The 17,645-nt window shown below is 32.5% G+C and carries 13 protein-coding genes; 5 read left to right on the top strand and 8 right to left on the bottom strand.

Features of this window, described 5'->3' with window-relative positions:
- Positions 1-3 precede the first annotated feature (3 nt).
- Complete coding sequence (locus L3X37_RS02260) at positions 4-3,429, bottom strand: SusC/RagA family TonB-linked outer membrane protein (RefSeq protein ID WP_237238550.1); 3,426 nt, start codon at positions 3,427-3,429, stop codon at positions 4-6.
- A 230-nt stretch (positions 3,430-3,659) separates the two neighbouring features.
- A complete protein-coding gene (locus L3X37_RS02255) occupies positions 3,660-4,844 on the bottom strand; it encodes a FecR family protein (protein WP_237238549.1) in 1,185 nt (394 codons plus the stop codon).
- 142 nt (positions 4,845-4,986) lie between these two features.
- Here L3X37_RS02255 and L3X37_RS02250 point away from each other — a divergent pair, with 142 nt between their 5' ends.
- From L3X37_RS02250 to L3X37_RS02235, 4 genes are all read left to right on the top strand, one after another.
- Complete coding sequence (locus L3X37_RS02250; RefSeq protein ID WP_237238548.1) at positions 4,987-5,595, top strand: RNA polymerase sigma factor; 609 nt, start codon at positions 4,987-4,989, stop codon at positions 5,593-5,595.
- A 370-nt stretch (positions 5,596-5,965) separates the two neighbouring features.
- The gene (locus L3X37_RS02245) at positions 5,966-6,835 is read left to right on the top strand and encodes a GLPGLI family protein (protein ID WP_237238547.1); all 870 of its coding nucleotides are present in this window, start codon (positions 5,966-5,968) and stop codon (positions 6,833-6,835) included.
- A gap of 87 nt (positions 6,836-6,922) precedes the next feature.
- Positions 6,923-7,735, top strand: coding sequence for a GLPGLI family protein (locus L3X37_RS02240; protein WP_237238546.1), 813 nt, complete (start codon positions 6,923-6,925; stop codon positions 7,733-7,735).
- A gap of 40 nt (positions 7,736-7,775) precedes the next feature.
- Positions 7,776-10,514: a carboxypeptidase regulatory-like domain-containing protein gene (locus L3X37_RS02235; RefSeq protein ID WP_237238545.1), complete on the top strand. Its 2,739-nt coding sequence runs from the start codon at positions 7,776-7,778 to the stop codon at positions 10,512-10,514.
- Here L3X37_RS02235 and L3X37_RS02230 read toward each other — a convergent pair.
- On the bottom strand, positions 10,492-11,925 hold the full coding sequence (locus L3X37_RS02230; protein ID WP_237238544.1) for a sulfatase: 1,434 nt from the start codon (positions 11,923-11,925) through the stop codon (positions 10,492-10,494). The genes L3X37_RS02235 and L3X37_RS02230 overlap by 23 nt on opposite strands.
- 172 nt (positions 11,926-12,097) lie before the next feature.
- Between L3X37_RS02230 and L3X37_RS02225 the strand changes: the two genes are divergently transcribed.
- Positions 12,098-13,480: an MptA/MptB family glycosyltransferase gene (locus L3X37_RS02225; RefSeq protein WP_237238543.1), complete on the top strand. Its 1,383-nt coding sequence runs from the start codon at positions 12,098-12,100 to the stop codon at positions 13,478-13,480.
- 8 nt (positions 13,481-13,488) lie between these two features.
- Here the strand turns inward: L3X37_RS02225 and L3X37_RS02220 are convergent, their stop codons facing one another.
- The 5 genes from L3X37_RS02220 to L3X37_RS02200 are packed head-to-tail and all read right to left on the bottom strand — an operon-like array spanning position 13,489 to position 17,444.
- Positions 13,489-13,710, bottom strand: a complete 222-nt coding sequence (locus L3X37_RS02220) for a hypothetical protein (protein ID WP_237238542.1) — start codon at positions 13,708-13,710, stop codon at positions 13,489-13,491.
- 17 nt (positions 13,711-13,727) lie between these two features.
- Positions 13,728-14,060, bottom strand: a complete 333-nt coding sequence (locus L3X37_RS02215) for a hypothetical protein (RefSeq protein WP_237238541.1) — start codon at positions 14,058-14,060, stop codon at positions 13,728-13,730.
- A 31-nt stretch (positions 14,061-14,091) separates the two neighbouring features.
- The gene (locus tag L3X37_RS02210) at positions 14,092-15,066 is read right to left on the bottom strand and encodes a deoxyhypusine synthase family protein (protein ID WP_237238630.1); all 975 of its coding nucleotides are present in this window, start codon (positions 15,064-15,066) and stop codon (positions 14,092-14,094) included.
- Complete coding sequence (gene speB, locus L3X37_RS02205; RefSeq protein ID WP_237238540.1) at positions 15,056-15,994, bottom strand: agmatinase; 939 nt, start codon at positions 15,992-15,994, stop codon at positions 15,056-15,058. Before speB ends, L3X37_RS02210 begins: the two co-directional genes overlap by 11 nt.
- A 4-nt stretch (positions 15,995-15,998) precedes the next feature.
- Complete coding sequence (locus L3X37_RS02200) at positions 15,999-17,444, bottom strand: type III PLP-dependent enzyme domain-containing protein (RefSeq protein ID WP_237238539.1); 1,446 nt, start codon at positions 17,442-17,444, stop codon at positions 15,999-16,001.
- Between the last annotated feature and the right edge of the window lie 201 nt (positions 17,445-17,645).

Below are 17,645 nucleotides of genomic sequence, written 5' to 3'. Positions count from 1 at the left end.
AAACTAGAACCCAACTTTTAGTCCTAATGTAATTCTTGTTGCTAATGGGTAAGTACCGTAATCAGCTCCAGCAGACAAAGGACTTCCTCCTGCATAACTTACTTCAGGATTATACCCTTGATAATCTGTAAAAGTAGCTAGGTTGTTACCAGACAAGAAAAGCCTAAATGAGCTAAGTCCTAGTTTCTCAGTAACAGAAGGCGAGAAGTTATAGCCTAGGGAAACATTCTGAATACGTATAAAAGAACCATCCTCTATCCACCATCCTGTTTCTGCTATACTATTGTTACCTGTTGTATCAAAAGTGGCACGAGGAGTTCTGCCATCTCCTGGTTGACTGGCAGATCTCCATCGACCAAGTGTACTAGCGTATTGGTTCATGTATCCTTGCAAACCTAAGGTAAACGCTCCCTGAACATTATGTATTAAATTTCCTTGAGTACCATTAATCAAAACACTTAAATCCCAATTTTTATACCTAAAAGTATTAGTAATACCCCATACAAAATCAGGCCTATTGCTGCCAACAACAACTCTATCAGCATCTGTAATAACTCCATCTCCATCAGTATCTTGGTACTTAACATCACCAGGAAATGTAGGACGAGGAAAAGTAGCACTATTGTTAACTTCTTCCGGAGTTTGAAAAATCCCAATAGGCTTGTACACGTTAAACGCCCCTAACTCACCACCAATTTCATTTAAAAAAACATTACCACGACCACTACCAAATCTTATAGGATCACCTTCAGGTCCAAGTTCTAGAATCTTATTCTTTGTAAAGGTGATATTAAAATCTGTTTCCCATACAAAATCATTAGCAAAATTTTTTGTACTGAGTAAAAATTCCCATCCTTTATTTTCAATTTTTCCCAAGTTTTGAAGAGAACTTGTAAGACCTGTGGTAGCGGGAATAGGAACTTGAAGTAATAAATCTTCGGTTCTACTTTTAAAATAATCCACCGTAAGACCTATTCTATTGTTGAACAAACCTAGTTCTAGTCCAACACCATATTGTTTAGTAGTTTCCCATGTTAAGTCTGGATTTGCTATACTGTTAAGTGCCAATCCTCCAATATTAGTTCCATTTCCACTACCCAAAACATAATTAGCTCCTCCGCCCAACAAGCCCACAGAGCCATAATTACCAATCCGGTTATTTCCTGTCTCACCATAGCTAGCTCTTAATTTTAATAAGTTAATTTTTTCCGAATCCTTTAAAAAGTTTTCTTCTGAAACCAACCAACCTAGAGATAAGGATGGAAACGAAGCATATTTGTTATTGCCACCAAATCTTGAAGAACCATCACGACGAATCGCTGCCGATAACAAGTATTTATTATCAAAAGAGTAGTTCAATCTTCCCAACAAAGAGACCAAGCTCCATTCACTTATATTTGATGCAGCCTGATTAAGCTTATCAAAGTCACCTGATGTAATAGTTCTTAAAGATGGGTTTTGAAGACCATCGGCTCCAAGAAATATGTTTTGGCTTCTAAATTCTTGATAGGTAAATCCTCCTAGTAGATTTATATTATGCTTTCCAAAAGACTGATTATAATCTAACGTATTCTCCAACAACCAACTTCTTTGACCTGTTTTTTCGTTTGTTGCGCTTGTATTATTATTATTCCTTCTAGTAATTGCTGGTTGAAAATCATTTCTTTCAAAATCTATATAATCAAAACCAAGACTCGTCTTTGCTTTTAATCCATTAACAATTTCATATTCCAAGAAGGCATTGGACAACAACCTAGTTGCCGTGCTATTAGTTTCCCTTTCACGAGCTATGACTCCCGGGTTAGGTGTACCACAACAAACATAATCTGGCTGGCTATTTACAAAATCTTCTGTACTTGCATTAGGAGGTAAAAATGGAAGAGCAATTAATGAGGAAAGTATTACACCCCCACTTGCCCAATGCCCCTCAGCCTTTACTTCGTCTGTAGAAGTAAAACTAGGAGTAATACTAACACCAAATTTTAACTTATCGGTTAACTGGGCATCTAAATTAGCCCGCAAAGAATACCTTTTAAAACCAGATTCAATAATAATCCCTTCTTCATCAAGAAAACCTCCCGAAACAAAATACTGGAATTTATCGGTTCCACCAGATACAGATAGCTGGTAATTCTGTACAATAGCCGAACGGAAAATCACATCCTGCCAATCAGTGTTAACCCCTCTATATTGACTTTCATCACTAAGAAAGCCTAACATTGGTAACCCAGGTTTGGTTGTAGCCGCAGCATTGGTCCATGATTCTCTCAAAAAATCTAAAAACTGATCTCCAGATAATAAATCTACTTTATTATGAACCGATTGCGTTGCCATAGAAGTAGTAAGACTAAATTGAGGTTTACCTGATTTTCCTCGTTTAGTCGTAATTATAACAACTCCATTAGCTCCCCTTGAACCATAAATAGCTGAGGCAGCAGCATCCTTTAATACCTGAACGGACTCAATATCAAAAGGGTTAAGCGTAGACAACGGATTAAAACCAATATTATTACGGTCATCGTTTGCCCCATTACCAAAATTCGAGTTTTCGACCGGAATCCCATCAATTACATATAAAGGATCATTACTAGCATTTAAAGATCCCGTCCCTCTAACACGAACTTTAAGAGCTCCACCTGGTGCCCCTGTTGTTTGCTGGACTTGCACACCTGTAACTTTACCAGACAATGCCCTTGTAAAAGAATCATTTGTGTTTTCTCCTAAGTCTTCTGAATTAAGGGTCGCTATAGCTGAGGTAACCGATCTTTTATTTTGGGAACCATAGCCAACCACTATAATCTGATCAAGACCGGTAGCACTTTCCTCTAAAACAATGTTAAGATTTGTTAATTCAGTAACTTGAACTTCTTTAGTTGTATAACCTATAAAAGAAACAACCAATATTACATCTTGCCCAATTGACTCGATAACAAAGTTTCCATTAAAATCACTGGTTACCCCATTAGTAGTACCCTTTTCTATTATACTAGCACCTGCTAAAGGAACACCACTTTCATCAGATATAGTTCCGCTAATGGTAGATTGAATTATATCTTCAGTTGGTATATCTTTTATAATTATACCATTATTCTTTGTTACTTCAATCTCTAAATTTTCTTTCGACAAGCTATTAATTAATAACTTGTTTACACGAACCGTTCCTTTTTTCACATCTACAAGAGGAAAGTCCTTGAACATGCCTTCCTCATAAAAAAAGACGTAATCAGTTTGGTCCATTATAATCTTAAAAACTTCATCAACAGTCAAAGTTTCGTTTTTATCTATTTTTACCTTTACATTTTGAGACACCAATTCACTTGGAGTAAAAGCAAAAACTGTTGCATAAAACAAGAAAATAAATAGTTTCATAATAGTTTTTAAAAACACTTTTCTAATTAATAAAGTGCCTTTGGTTAATTTAATTTCCATAAATTTGTTAATTATTTTGTTAGTTAAACATTTTTAATTAATAAGTAATAGTTAAGAGGATGTAGTTTAATGCTTTGACAGGTCTAAACTTCGTCCTCATTTTTTTTAAAGTTTTTTTATCCCATATATTTATTTTATTTAGTTAATTATTATTCTTTAGTATTCTTCTCCTCAAAAACCACATCTCTCTGGTTCTAAATTATTTCAGGTAAAGAGACATCTTATCAATTTTATCTTAGGATTACTGTTCTATCCTTTAACTCATAACTATTTATTGTACTTGATTTCATTATTGACAAGACTTCATCAATACTTAGCTGCTTTTTTAGTATTCCTTTAAACCTTACAGACTCTAAATTTTTATCCATAAATACTACATCTACATCATACCATCTAGAAATTACCTTCATAATATTTTTTAACGACTTTCCTTCATTAAAGCTAAAAACACCTCTCGTCCAAGACGCTATACTTTCAACATCTACTCCTTGTTTTAAACTAAATAAATTATTATCTCTATTTAAAACTAGTTGTTGATTTGGCTCTAAATTTTGATTAGATACTCCATTATCGACTTTAACAACCCCTTCTACTAAAGTCGTATAAATATCCAATTCATCTTTATAGGCACTAACATTAAACTTAGTTCCAATAACTTCAATTTCTTGGAATTGATTAATAACTTTAAACTTAGACCCTTTATGCAAATAACTAGGCGAGACATCAAAATAAGCTTCACCATAAATCAATTCAACAATTCGAGTCTCACCTTCGATAAAATTAACAGGAAACTTTATTTGAGATTCTGAATTTAGCCAAACCTGAGTTCCGTCAGATAGTTCTACAAAATATTGCCCACCTCGTGGTATTGTCAAAAAATTGTATTCTTGAATATTACTTCTTTCTTTTTGATCTTTGTATACTATTTTTTCACCATCACTAACGGTATTTTTTGTTTGATAAGCAGTTCCCTTTTCCAAAGCAACTTGAGAGCCATCTCCTAAAGTTAATATTGCCTTATCTGTACCTGGCTCAACTATTACTTCATTAACTAAATCTATATCTAAAATTTCAGGATCGTTAATAGAATTAACTCCATTACTTAATTCAATATACACATAACTCAATCCTATTAATCCTATAAAAACAGCTGCATATTTGAGAATTCTGCGGAATCTATTTTTATTTGTTTTAGTCTGGTTTTCTCGAATTAAGTCAAAAACTTTTTGTTTTTCTGCTTCCGTATTGAATTCACCAACACCATAATTAACTATATAGTTAGCTTCAATAAAATCATTAAATATAGATTGATTTTCAGGTTCATTTAACCACTTATTAAGCTTTTCTCTATCAGGCTTTGAATCAGTATTGGTTAAACACCTTGTTATAATAATTTTAATTTCCTCATCTATCATTACACTAAACTCTGTTTTTAAATTAATTTAAATCTTATATCTTAAAGACGTCTCAAAATTTTAACACCCCAACAATTTTTATATATTTTTTTTAAATTGCACCTAATTATACTTACATTACTCACATTACTAACACAAAAAAATGAGGACGCTGTTTTTGAATAACGAAATCTTAATAAAAGAGTTATCTAATGGTAATGAAAAGGCACTCGACTATTTAATGGATAATTTTCATCAGCCTCTTTGTGCTTATGCAAGTAGTCTCTGCCATGATCATGACACCTCAAAAGATATTGTACAAAATGTTTTTATACGCTTATGGGTAAAAAGAAAAGAGATAAAAGACATTAGATCTATAAAAGATTTTTTATACAAATCTGTTCGTAATGAATTTATTGATGAGCAAAGAAAAGAAAAAAGAAGGTCTTTAGCTTATGAAGAAAGGTATATTCAATCTTTAAACGCTATTGTAGAAAACCACGATGAAGAATTACTAAAAAAAAGAATAAGCCTAATACAATTGGAAATTGAAAAATTACCAAAAAGATGCAAAGAAACCTTTTTACTAAGTAAAAAAGAAGGTCTATCTAATTCAGAAATTGCCACTTATATGAAAGTTTCGATAAAAACAGTGGAAAGACAAATGACTAAAGCTTTTGATATTTTACGGGTTAAACTAAAAAATGAATTTAAACACTTGTTTTTCTTTTTAATTCTGTCCAGAAAAAATATTTTTAACTATAATATTTAATTTTGTTAAACTTCTCTAAGTTAAATGATTCTAACTTGTGACCTATTTTTAAATCTATATAGTCAATTAAGAATCGGTAGTTTACATATTGCGTTAAGTTTTTCGAGAAAACGACGCACCTGTTAAAAATCAGTAAGATTTTTTTAACAAATAATTCTAAGTCCATGACAAAAATTTAGTCAAGTTTATATTATTTTGACATAGGCTCTTAACTAAATGTCCAATTTTTTGTTGCAAGTTCACATTAGAATTGGCTGTTAATTTTTAACTTTAAATTAACAACTTAGCCTTAAACCTTGAGCTAATATTGTGGTCTAACAAGACATAATTAACTATGCTTGTTAATACTTTAACCGTTTAAAACTCCACAATGAAAACTTGCACTAAATTTTATTTACTATGCTTAATCATATTAGTTACCATTTCAACTAATGCTCAAGAATTTCAAGGTGAAGCACACTATTTTTCTAAAACAACTATGGATATGAGTCGCTTTAATAGAGGAGGAAGGCAGATGAGTGAGCAACAAAAAAAACAAATGCAAGAGCGAATGAAATCATGGTTAGAAAAAACCTATGTGTTAACATTTAATAAAGAGGAATCTATATTTAAAGAAGACGAAAAATTATCATCGCCTGTTGGCGGAAGAGGACCAAGTGTTTGGGGGAGCAGTTTTTCTCCTGGACCACAGTATAAAAACATAAAAGAACGTGTGTTTTTGCAAGACCAAGAGTTTTTTGGTAAACAATTTTTAATTAAGGAAGATATGCAACCTTTAGAATGGAAAATGGGTACAGAAACAAAACAAATTGGCCAATACTTATGTTTTAAGGCTACTGCTAAAAAACCTTCAACAGAAGTTGATTTCTCTCCTAGAAGAAGAAATACTGAAGTTAAACCCGATTCATTAAAAATTAAAGACTCTATTGCATCAAAAACTGAAAAAAAAGAAGATAAAGAGGTTGAAATGATTGATGTTGTAGCGTGGTATACGCCACAAATACCTGTAAGCCAAGGACCCTCTGATTATTGGGGATTACCAGGTTTAATACTAGAAGTAAGCGCAGGAAATAACGCCATGCTTTGCTCTAAAATTATAATAAATCCTCAAGAAAAAACAAAAATTGAAGCTCCGAAAAAAGGCGAAGTTGTTACAAAAAAAGAATACAACGAAATTATAACCAAAAAAATGACAGAATTTAGAGAAAGTAGAGGTAGAAGAAGAGGCGGAAGATTTTAACAAACACTTATCTATGAGAATAAATCATCTTTTTGTTTAATTATTTAGTATTTTTATTGAACAAAATAATCATTTAAATTATTGGCAATGAAAACACTTTTAAACAAATTAACAATTACGTTACTAATTTTATCCACATGTAGCACTACGATTAATGCTCAAGAATTTCAAGGTAAAGCTTATTATTTTTCAAAAACACCTATGGATTTGGGAAGCTGGGGAGCAAGGTTAAGTGAGCAACAAAAAAAGCAAGTAGAAGCGCGTTTAAAAAACAGATTAGAAAAAACCTATGTTCTATCGTTTAACAAAGAAGAGTCTATGTATAAAGAAGAAGATAAATTAGACGCTATCTCTGGAGCAACAGATTCTTGGGGTAAAAACTTTACAGCAGGCAATCAGTATAAAAATATAAAAACGAATACGTTCTTACAAAGTCAAGAATTTTATGGTAAGCAATTTTTAGTTAAAGATAAAATGCAAATTATTGAGTGGAAAATGGAAAACGAAACAAAGCAAATAGGACAATATATGTGTTTTAAAGCGACAGCTTCTATTCCAAAATCCCAACTTTCATGGTATGTTTTTTCATGGAGCCAAATAAGAAATAATAATGATTCAAATGAAAATGAAGTAGAAATGGCACAAATTGAAGCTTGGTACACACCACAAATACCAATTAGTCAAGGCCCCGGAGAATATTGGGGACTACCTGGGTTAATTCTTGAAATTAATGACGGCAGCACTACTATACTTTGTTCAAAAATTGTAATGAATCCTAAAGAAAAAACTAAAATAAAAGCTCCAGAAAAAGGACAACAAGTAACTCGTAATGAGTATAAAGAAATTATAACAAAAAAAATGACAGAATTCAGAGATAACAGAGGAAGACGAAGACGTTAAAGCGCTCATCTATATCAAGTTACACAAATCAATCAAAACAATGAAAAGAATTATTTTTATAGCCCTTTTATGCGTATCCAGTTTTAACTACGCACAAATTCAACTTCAAGGTGTAGTAAAAGATAGTATCGGTAATCCGCTAGAATTAGCAAATGTTATTGCCATTAATCAAGAAACTAAGGCGTTAGAGTCTTATGGCATTACCAATGATCAAGGCCGCTATAAATTAAATTTAAAGAAAAACACCAATTATAGTTTACAGGTAAGCTATATAAGTATGAAAACACATCAAGAAACTATTGCAACTAAAGAAACTAATATTACTAAAGATGTTTCCATGGTTGCAGATAACACCTTAGACGAAATAGAACTTACATACGAAATGCCTATAACAGTTAAGGGTGACACCTTAATTTATAATGCTGATTCATTTAAAAATGGTTCTGAACGTAAACTTGAAGATGTTTTAGAAAAATTACCTGGTGTTGAAATTAATGACGATGGACAAATTGAAGTTGAAGGTAAAGTAGTAAACAAATTAATGGTTAATGGTAAAGATTTTTTTGATGGGGATACCAAATTAGCAACTAAAAATATACCATCAAATGCTGTAGACAAAGTACAAGTACTACGAAATTTTTCTGAAGTTAGCCAATTAAGTGGTGTTACTAATAATCAAGATAATGTTGCCATAAACATAAAGCTTAAAGAAGGAAAAGAAAACTTTTGGTTTGGTAATATTACTGGCGGAGGTGGCGCATCTCCAGATAGCGAATTATATTTAGCACAACCCAAATTGTTTTATTACAGTCCTAAATTTAGTCTTAATTTTATTGGCGATTTAAATAACATAGGAGAGCTTGCTATAACCCGAAGAGATCTTCGTGGTTTTGGAGGTGGTTTTAGAGCACCAAGTAGAAGTAGCGGTACCAGTATTAATTTAGGAGATAACAGTCTTAACTTTTTAACAAATCAAAATAACGCACTCGAAATTGAAAACAAATTAGCAGCTACTAATTTTAGTTATTCGCCCAATAAGGCTTTAGATTTAAGTGGATTTGCCATTTTTAATAGTAGCAGAATTCTATCAAGAGAAACCAGTTTTGTTCAATATACGGATGCTGATTTAGGTATTCCAGACGAAGCCACCGAGCAGAACAGTAAAGAGCGTTCTACTCAAGGTTTAGCAAAATTAAGTGCATCTTACAAGCCAAATTTTAATAACCAGCTTGATTATGATGTTTTAGGACGTTTTTCTAAAGACGTGCAAAATCAAGGTGTAATATCTTCAGTTATTGGAAGTACTAGTCAATTAGATGAAGTAACACCTTTTAGCTTAAACCAAAATTTAAACTATTATTATACCCTTAACGAAACCAATATTTTTGCTTTTGAAGCACAACATTTACTAAAAAACGAAGATCCATTTTACAATGCTTTGCTTGGTAACGACCCAAACAATAATAATGAAACAGACCCTGACGATAGAGATGCCTTTGATACTACAGCTGAAGCAATGGGTTTTAATACTACACTAGATAATTACAATTTTGCCCAAAATAGGCGAATTAAATCTAGTCAACTTGATGCTAAACTAGATTATTACAATATACTTAACTCAAAAAGTAATATCAACTTAACCCTAGGTACTATTTTAAGCAATCAGCAATTTAACTCCAATATTTTTCAGTTTTTAGAAAATGGTTCAACTTTTAATCCAACTCCAAATTTTAATAACGGACTAGCGATAAATGATACCGATTATAATTTTAGTGATGTTTATTTAGGCGCCCATTATACTTTAAAAACAGGTAAATTCACCATTACTCCTGGGTTTTCTGTGCATGCTTATGGTAACAAAAACAGCCAATTTGGAGAAACATTTAAAGACAACTTTTTTAGATTTTTACCAGATTTCGAAACCCGAATTCAGTTTAAAAAGAGTGAGAGCTTAACCTTGCGTTACAATATGCAAAATCAATTTACTGATGTTACACGTCTAGCTCAAGGCTTAGTATTTAACAATTTTAACAGTATTCAATTTGGTGAACCCGATTTGCAAAATTCTTTGTCACATAATGTGAATTTATTTTACAGCAGTTTTAATTTATTTAATTACACTAATGTTTTTGCGCGTGTTGCCTACTCCAAAAACATCGATCAAATTAGAGGCCTTACAGATTTTGAAAATGTAATACGAACGAGTTCCTTTTTTAATTCAAATTTTGCAGACGAAAGTGTATCAGCTTTTGGTAGATTTCAGCGTACTTTTGGTAAAATAAGAGCAAGCTTATCTTCTAATTTCAATTACTCTAAAATTAATCAGTTTATACAAGGGCGACAGTCTTTAAACGAACGATATACACAAAGCTACAGACCCGAATTACGTACTAATTTTAGAGTTGCACCAAATGTAAGAGTAAGGTACAATTATAGTATATCTAATAACAATTTGGGTACGAGTTCAACAAAATTTATTACTAATGCGCCATCTATAGATTTTGATGCTTACATATGGAAATCTGTTACTTTTAAAACCGAATACACCTATAACAGACAAAGTAGCGACGCTCAACCAGCACAAACTTTTGAAACATGGGATGCCTCATTAGCCTACAGAAAAGATAAAGATGCAAAATGGGAATACGAAATTAGAGCAACTAATTTATTAGACATTGATTCTCGAGTAAGAAACAGCGCAGGTAACCTTTCGGTATCTAATTCTGAAACTTTTATTCAACCACGATTTGTTACTTTTAGAATTCGTTATGAAATTTAGCGCGTAATTCATCAATTAACTTATTAACTAATTCGGGATATTTATCAGCTATATTTTTAGTTTCTTTTTCAATGGTTGTATGATCGTATAACTCTACAAATCCATCATTATGCAATATTAATCGGTGGGTTTTGGTTCTTAACGTTTTAGCTCCCGGTTTATAAGCCAATACACTATGCCCTATAGTATCTTGTTTATTTAAAATATCTTTTAACGACACCCCTTTAGTGAATTTAGGATTTTCTATAGCTGTCAAATCGCATAAGGTTGGAAAAATATCTAAAGTTTCAACCATGGCATTCGTTTTAAAACCATTTTGTTTTACTCTTGGGTCGTGTATTATTAGTGGCGCATGCAAAGACTCTTCAAATAAACTATGTTTTCCCCAAATAGCATGTTCGCCCAAGTGCCAACCATGGTCTCCCCAAAGTACAACTATAGTATTTTTATCTGCTCCAGTGCGTTTTAATTCTGCAAGAACTTTTCCAACTTGAGCATCAGCGTAACTAACGCATGCAGCATAATGTCGTCTTATCTCTTCTGCAAACTCACTATCAGTATTCGGGTCTTTATCCCACTTATTATATTGATTAAATTCACCTGATTTATGCCAAGTGGTTCTCCCTATAGGCTTTTGATTATGGTTTACTTCAGGAAACTCGATATCTTCATACTTATCTAAATATGCTTTTGGAGCACCAAAAGGTAAATGAGGTTTAAGAAAACCAACGGCAAGAAAAAATGGCTTTTTGTTATCAGCAGTCAATGTTTTTAATTCATTTAAAGCTACGTTAGTAATGGCTCCATCGGGATAAATATCATCATGCCCTTCAGCAGATTGAAACACATCCATCTCGCTTGCATTAACTCTAATTTCACCATAAGCTAATCCGTGCATCGCTCCTCGTGGATGTTGCCATTTCTCAACAGGCATAAGGTGTCTATCCCAAGCATTTGGCATTTCAATATTAGTGCTATCATTCCAATTTAATCCACCTCTCCCTCCTGGGTGATGCGAGACTTTACCCACCGAAACTGTAGTATAACCATGAGTTTTAAACCACTCTGGCATACTTTGATTAACGGTTTGCCCGTTGGTTATTTGCTGTGCTCTTAAAAAAAGAGCGTTATTATTTGGAGTACCATAATTGCCTGTTAACAAAGTGTAGCGCGATGGTCCACAACTGGGAGAATTAACATAATGACTCTGGAAAGCAACACCCTTTTTAGCAAGCTTATCGATATTAGGAGAAATTATATGGTCTGCACCAAAGCTTTTTAATTCGGGACGAAGGTCATCAACACAAATTAAAAGTATGTTGGGTTGTTTTACTTGTTGTGGTTTTTGGCAACCAGCAACAAAGACCAGCAAAATTAAACAATTAATAAACCTTAATTTTCTATTTCTCATAATAAATTAGTATGCTATATGCAATTAATCTCTTTTAATAGTTTTAATTAAAACCGTAAACTAGATTAACAAATTTAACTAAATGCAATGATTAAATAAAAATTAACAACCAAAAAATAGAAGTAAGTTATCTAGTTAAGGCGAGACAAACAATTAACATTATATTTACTTCATGTTTTTAAATACTACTCTTTTTAAACTCTATAAAACACCTTTGCTTTTAGTATTTGCAAGCCTGCTGTTTTATATATCTTTTGCTTACGATTTAGTACGTACAGACTATATAAAATTGGTTTCGCTTTATACTGCTTTATGCTTTTTACTTTTTAAACTAGTAAAACTTTTAAAAACAAACATTAAACTTTTAACTTGGTTAGCTTTTGGATTTAGAGCTGTTTTTATTTTAGCAATACCCCATTTATCTCAAGACTTTTATCGATTTATTTGGGATGGTAGAATGCTATTAGAAGGTTTTAACCCTTATTTATTTACGGTTGAATCTTTTATTAGTAACGGCGAGTTCCCTGTGGCTCAAGCAAAAGAACTATATAAAGGGATGGGCATATTAAATGCAAGCCATTTTACCAATTACCCCCCAATTAATCAACTCTGCTTTGTAATTGCTGGACTGTTTTCTGGGAAAAGTATTTTAGGCTCGGTAATGGTAATGCGTTTATTAATTATTGTTGCAGATTTTGGCACACTTTACTTCGGAAAAAAATTGCTCACAAATCTAAACATGCCAACTTACCGTATTTTCTGGTATATTTTAAATCCTTTTATAATTATTGAATTAACTGGTAATCTTCATTTTGAAGGAGTGATGATTTTCTTTTTAATATGGAGTTTGTACTTATTGCACATTGGTAAATGGCAACTTGCTGCGGTAGCTTTTGCTTTTTCAGTTTCCGTTAAATTAATACCATTAATATTTCTACCTTTATTTTTTCAGTGGTTTAATAAGCGTGATATCTCTGGTGTACTCAAGATAACACATTTAATCTCGTTTTATGTTATTGTAGGCATAACAACAATTGTATTATTTCTTCCTTTTTACTCTTCTGAATTTATAAATAACTATACTGAAACTGTTGCGCTTTGGTTTAAAAATTTTGAGTTTAACGCGAGCATTTACTACATCGCCAGAGCCATTGGGTATACTTTTAGAGGCTACAACGAAATTGCCATTATAGGGCAAATAACACCTATTATAGTATTTGTTTTCGTATTGATTATAACCTTTTTTAGAAGGAACAAAACGACTATTGAATTAATAACCGCAATGTTACTCGTACTGTCTTTTTATTATTTTACAGCTACAACGGTACACCCTTGGTATATTGCAACATTATTGATATTATCAGTCTTTACAAAATATAAATTTCCGTTGGTATGGAGCTTTGTAATTATATTAAGCTATTTAGCATATTTAAATATTGATAAAGCAGATAAATCTGAAAATTTATGGATAATAGGCTTAGAATATGGTATTGTTTACAGTGTATTTATTTGGGAGGTGTTTATAAAAACACCAAAGACTTTAAAGGAATTTTAAAAAAATTATTAAAGAGGTTTCAAACTTTCAACTCGGTAAATAACATCTTCTCCATCTTCGTCTTCTACAAAAGTTATTCGAAACTCTTTATCTTTAAATTCTTTATTGTTTTTTAAATCGAATTGTTTTAAAACGCGAGGATGCACTTCTTCAAATGCTAGCTCTTCACCGTTTTCAAACCAAAAGATAAAATAACCGTTTTTGTAGGACTTAAAAACAGCTGTTCTCATATTATTATTACTATGTTTTAATCATCGTTATCGTCTTCTGAATCAGCACTCTCATCTATATTTGGAGGCTGTACCGCTTCTGGATCATCGTCATCAAAATCTTCATAATCATCTACATCATAATTCTCCATAGTCACTTCTAATTTGGTACTTACTTTCACCAAGTATTTGGTATCTTCAGTAACAACTTCAACAGCTTCTATAAGTTCATTATGCTGATTTCTAAACGATATAATATGATCGTCGTCATACCCATCAGGATACTTTTCAACTAAAAGCGCAAGAATCTCTGGTGTTAATTTTTTAAAATCTACAATGACACGTTTCAAATTATCATTTCTATTTTTCATGGTTGGTGTAATTTTTTTTGATTTGGTCAATTTACATGCCCAAAAGATAAGCAAAAATTAAAGGCGCAACAATAGTTGCATCACTTTCTATAATAAATTTAGGGGTATCAATATCTAGTTTTCCCCAAGTGATTTTTTCATTTGGAACTGCTCCTGAGTAGGAGCCATAACTTGTTGTGGAATCACTTATCTGACAAAAATAACTCCAAAATGGTGTGTCTGTACGCTCCATATCTTGGTATAACATTGGTACAACGCAAATAGGAAAATCGCCAGCAATACCGCCTCCAATTTGAAAAAAACCTATGCCTTTTGATGAGTTTTCGGTATACCAATCTGCTAAAAACGTCATATATTCAATACCCGATTTCATGGTACTTGCCTTTAATTCGCCTTTAAGCACATAACTTGCAAAAATATTTCCCATAGTACTATCTTCCCAACCTGGGCACACTATTGGTAAATTCTTTTCCGCAGCAGCATACATCCAAGAATCCTTTAAATCAATTTCATAGTATTGTTCTAAAACACCCGATAGTAACATTTTATACATATATTCGTGTGGTAAATAACGTTCGCCTTTTATGTCGGTATCCTTCCAAATTTCAAAAATGTGTTGTTGCAGTCTTCTAAAGGCTTCTTCTTCAGGAATACAAGTGTCTGTAACTCTATTTAACCCTTTTTCTAACAAATTCCATTCTTCTTGAGGTGTTAAATCACGATAATTAGGTACGCGTTTGTAATGCGAGTGTGCCACCAAATTCATGATGTCTTCTTCTAAATTCGCTCCTGTACAGGAAATAATTTGCACTTTATCTTGACGAATCATTTCTGCAAAACTTTTCCCTAACTCCGCAGTACTCATAGCACCTGCTAAAGACACCAACATTTTAGCACCATTATTTAGTTGCGCTTCATAGCCTTTAGCTGCATCAACCAAAGCCGCTGCATTAAAATGTAAATAATGCTGCTCAATAAATTGTGAAATTGGACCTTTAGTAGTTATCATTTTCAGTAAATTTTAAGGTATTCTTTTTGATTTGGGTTGCTTCATAGTTATTATCAAAGTCATCATCGATATTATCATTCATAAACTTATAACTTAGCATCTTATAATACAATTTAGCAGCTAAAAAGTCTGATGATTTTTCTTTTGAATTCGGGCATAATTCCACAATATCAAAACCTACTACGTTCTTTTCTTCAAATACTTGCTTTAAAAACTCCAACGTTTCATACCATAACAAACCTCCAGGTTCTGGTGTACCGGTGCTTGGCAAAATAGAAGGATCAAAAGCATCTAAATCAAACGTAATAAACACATTATCTGTCATCTGATCGATAGCCGAATCCATCCAAGTATCATCCACAGCCATATCATGAGCAAAATAAGTTTTCTCTTTGTCCATAACCGTTTTTTCCATGATGTCCATGGAACGAATCCCTACTTGAATTAGATTTGTATTTTGGTTCGCTTCATAAACCGCACAAGCATGATTGCACTTAGAACCTTCATACGACTCTCGTAAATCGGCATGCGCATCAATATGTAACACTGTTAAGCTAGGATACATCTCATTAAATGCACGTATAGTACCAATAGAAACGGAGTGTTCACCACCAAAAATGGTAACAAATTTATTTTTCTTGATATACTTTTTTGTGATTTGATGTACGGCCTCAACCATGGTTTCTGGCGATGCATTTTCGGTAACTGCATCAGCTAAAAACACCCCTTGTTGATAAACTTCAGTATCTGTTTCAATATCGTAAAGTTCCATGTTTTCTGAAGCTTCTAAGAATGCTTTTGGTCCTTTATCGGCGCCTTTTTGCCATGTGCTAGTACCATCATAAGGCACGGGAATTAAAACAATTTTTGCTTGTTCTAACTTTGCGAATTCCTCAGGAATTCCAGCATATGTTTTATTGTTCATTGTATTAATTATAATTAGCTAAGTCTAAATCTTCTGACTCAATAGCCCTTGATTGTTTCTCGTAACCTAATATTTTTAGTAAATCTTCACTTTTTTGTTGCTCGCTAAATACACTTGTAATTAAATTACTATCGGTATCCCTATTAATTAAAATATGCTTTGGTGATGGAATTAAGCAGTGTTGTAACCCACCAAAACCTCCAATGGTTTCTTGGTAGGCTCCAGTATTAAAAAAACCTACATACAATGGTTTATCTTTATTGTATTTTGGCAGGTAAATCGCATTCATGTGTTGTTCACTATTGTAATAATCGTCACTATCGCATGTTAAACCTCCTAGTAAAATACGCTCATAGCTATCTTGCCAGCGGTTTACCGCCAACAAAACAAAACGCTTGTTAATCGCCCAAGTATCAGGCAATGTGGTAATGAACGAAGAGTTTATCATGTTCCACTTTTCACGGTCGTTTTGTTGCTTTTGGTACAATACTTCGTAAATGGCACCACCACTTTCGCCAACGGTGAAACTTCCAAATTCTGTAAAAATGTTTGGTACTTTAACATCTTCTTCTTCGCAGGTTAATTTAATTTGATTTATGATTTCATCGACCATATATTCATAATCAAACTCAAAACCTAACGAGTTTTTTATTGGGAAACCACCGCCAATATTTAAGCTATCCAGTGACGGACAAATCTTTTTTAAACTCGTGTACACCTTTAAACATTTCAGCAGCTCGTTCCAGTAATATGCATTATCACGAATGCCGGTATTAATAAAAAAGTGTAACATTTTAAGTTCTACCTTTTCATTATTAGCAATCTGATTCTTATAAAACGGGACAATGTTTTTGTAGCCAATTCCTAAACGCGAGGTATAAAACTCAAATTTTGGTTCTTCTTCTGATGCTATTCTAATTCCAAGATTAAATTTACCATTGATTTCTTGTGAAAGCAAATCAATTTCCTCATAATTATCAATAATTGGAATAGTATTTTTATGTCCATTATTTATTAAACGTGCAATATTGGTAATGTACTGCGCACGTTTAAAACCATTGCTAATTACATAGGTATTGTTTCTAATTTTTCCTTCAGCCTTTAAATTTTCAACAATATCAATATCAAAAGCTGAAGATGTTTCAATATGTATATCATTCTTCAAAGCCTCATCCAAAACATGCTTAAAATGGCTGCTTTTTGTGCAATAACAATAGTTATAGTTGCCTTTGTAATTGTACTTTTCTATAGCACTTGTAAACCACCTTTTTGCTCTATTAATATTGTTCGATATTTGTGGCAAATAGGTAAATTTTAGAGGCGCACCATATTGTCTTGTAAGTTGCATTAAATCAATCCCATGAAAATATAACTGCCCTTTATCAACTTTAAATTCCTCTTGTGGAAAATCAAAAGTCTGATTGATTAAATCAATATATTTAGTATTCAAAATGTTTATTTAAAAAATAAAAAATGCAAATTGTTTATTAGCTACAGGTTACGGTAATAACAATTAAACATCAAATACGAAAAGCTTTGCAAGTTGTAGGCACAAAAGCATATTCATACTGTATAGCATATATTGGAGACACGGAAGTTAGCTTTAAAATTCGGTTGCTTAATCTGAAAGCTGCTTTTGAATATGACTTCC

Source organism: Wocania arenilitoris, from assembly GCF_021728535.1.
Classification (GTDB): Bacteria; Bacteroidota; Bacteroidia; order Flavobacteriales; family Flavobacteriaceae; genus Wocania_A; species Wocania_A arenilitoris.
The sequence above is the reverse complement of the archived record's forward strand: the minus strand, read 5'-3'. Positions and strand labels throughout refer to the sequence as shown.

Bases quoted from the DNA above. Each gene is read 5' to 3' on its own strand.
- L3X37_RS02260 (WP_237238550.1), bottom strand. From the start codon at position 3,429: ATGGAAATTAAATTAACCAAAGGCACTTTATTAATTAGAAAAGTGTTT.
- L3X37_RS02255 (WP_237238549.1), bottom strand. From the start codon at position 4,844: ATGATAGATGAGGAAATTAAAATTATTATAACAAGGTGTTTAACCAAT.
- L3X37_RS02250 (WP_237238548.1), top strand. From the start codon at position 4,987: ATGAGGACGCTGTTTTTGAATAACGAAATCTTAATAAAAGAGTTATCT.
- L3X37_RS02245 (WP_237238547.1), top strand. From the start codon at position 5,966: ATGAAAACTTGCACTAAATTTTATTTACTATGCTTAATCATATTAGTT.
- L3X37_RS02240 (WP_237238546.1), top strand. From the start codon at position 6,923: ATGAAAACACTTTTAAACAAATTAACAATTACGTTACTAATTTTATCC.
- L3X37_RS02235 (WP_237238545.1), top strand. From the start codon at position 7,776: ATGAAAAGAATTATTTTTATAGCCCTTTTATGCGTATCCAGTTTTAAC.
- L3X37_RS02230 (WP_237238544.1), bottom strand. From the start codon at position 11,925: ATGAGAAATAGAAAATTAAGGTTTATTAATTGTTTAATTTTGCTGGTC.
- L3X37_RS02225 (WP_237238543.1), top strand. From the start codon at position 12,098: ATGTTTTTAAATACTACTCTTTTTAAACTCTATAAAACACCTTTGCTT.
- L3X37_RS02220 (WP_237238542.1), bottom strand. From the start codon at position 13,710: ATGAGAACAGCTGTTTTTAAGTCCTACAAAAACGGTTATTTTATCTTT.
- L3X37_RS02215 (WP_237238541.1), bottom strand. From the start codon at position 14,060: ATGAAAAATAGAAATGATAATTTGAAACGTGTCATTGTAGATTTTAAA.
- speB (WP_237238540.1), bottom strand. From the start codon at position 15,994: ATGAACAATAAAACATATGCTGGAATTCCTGAGGAATTCGCAAAGTTA.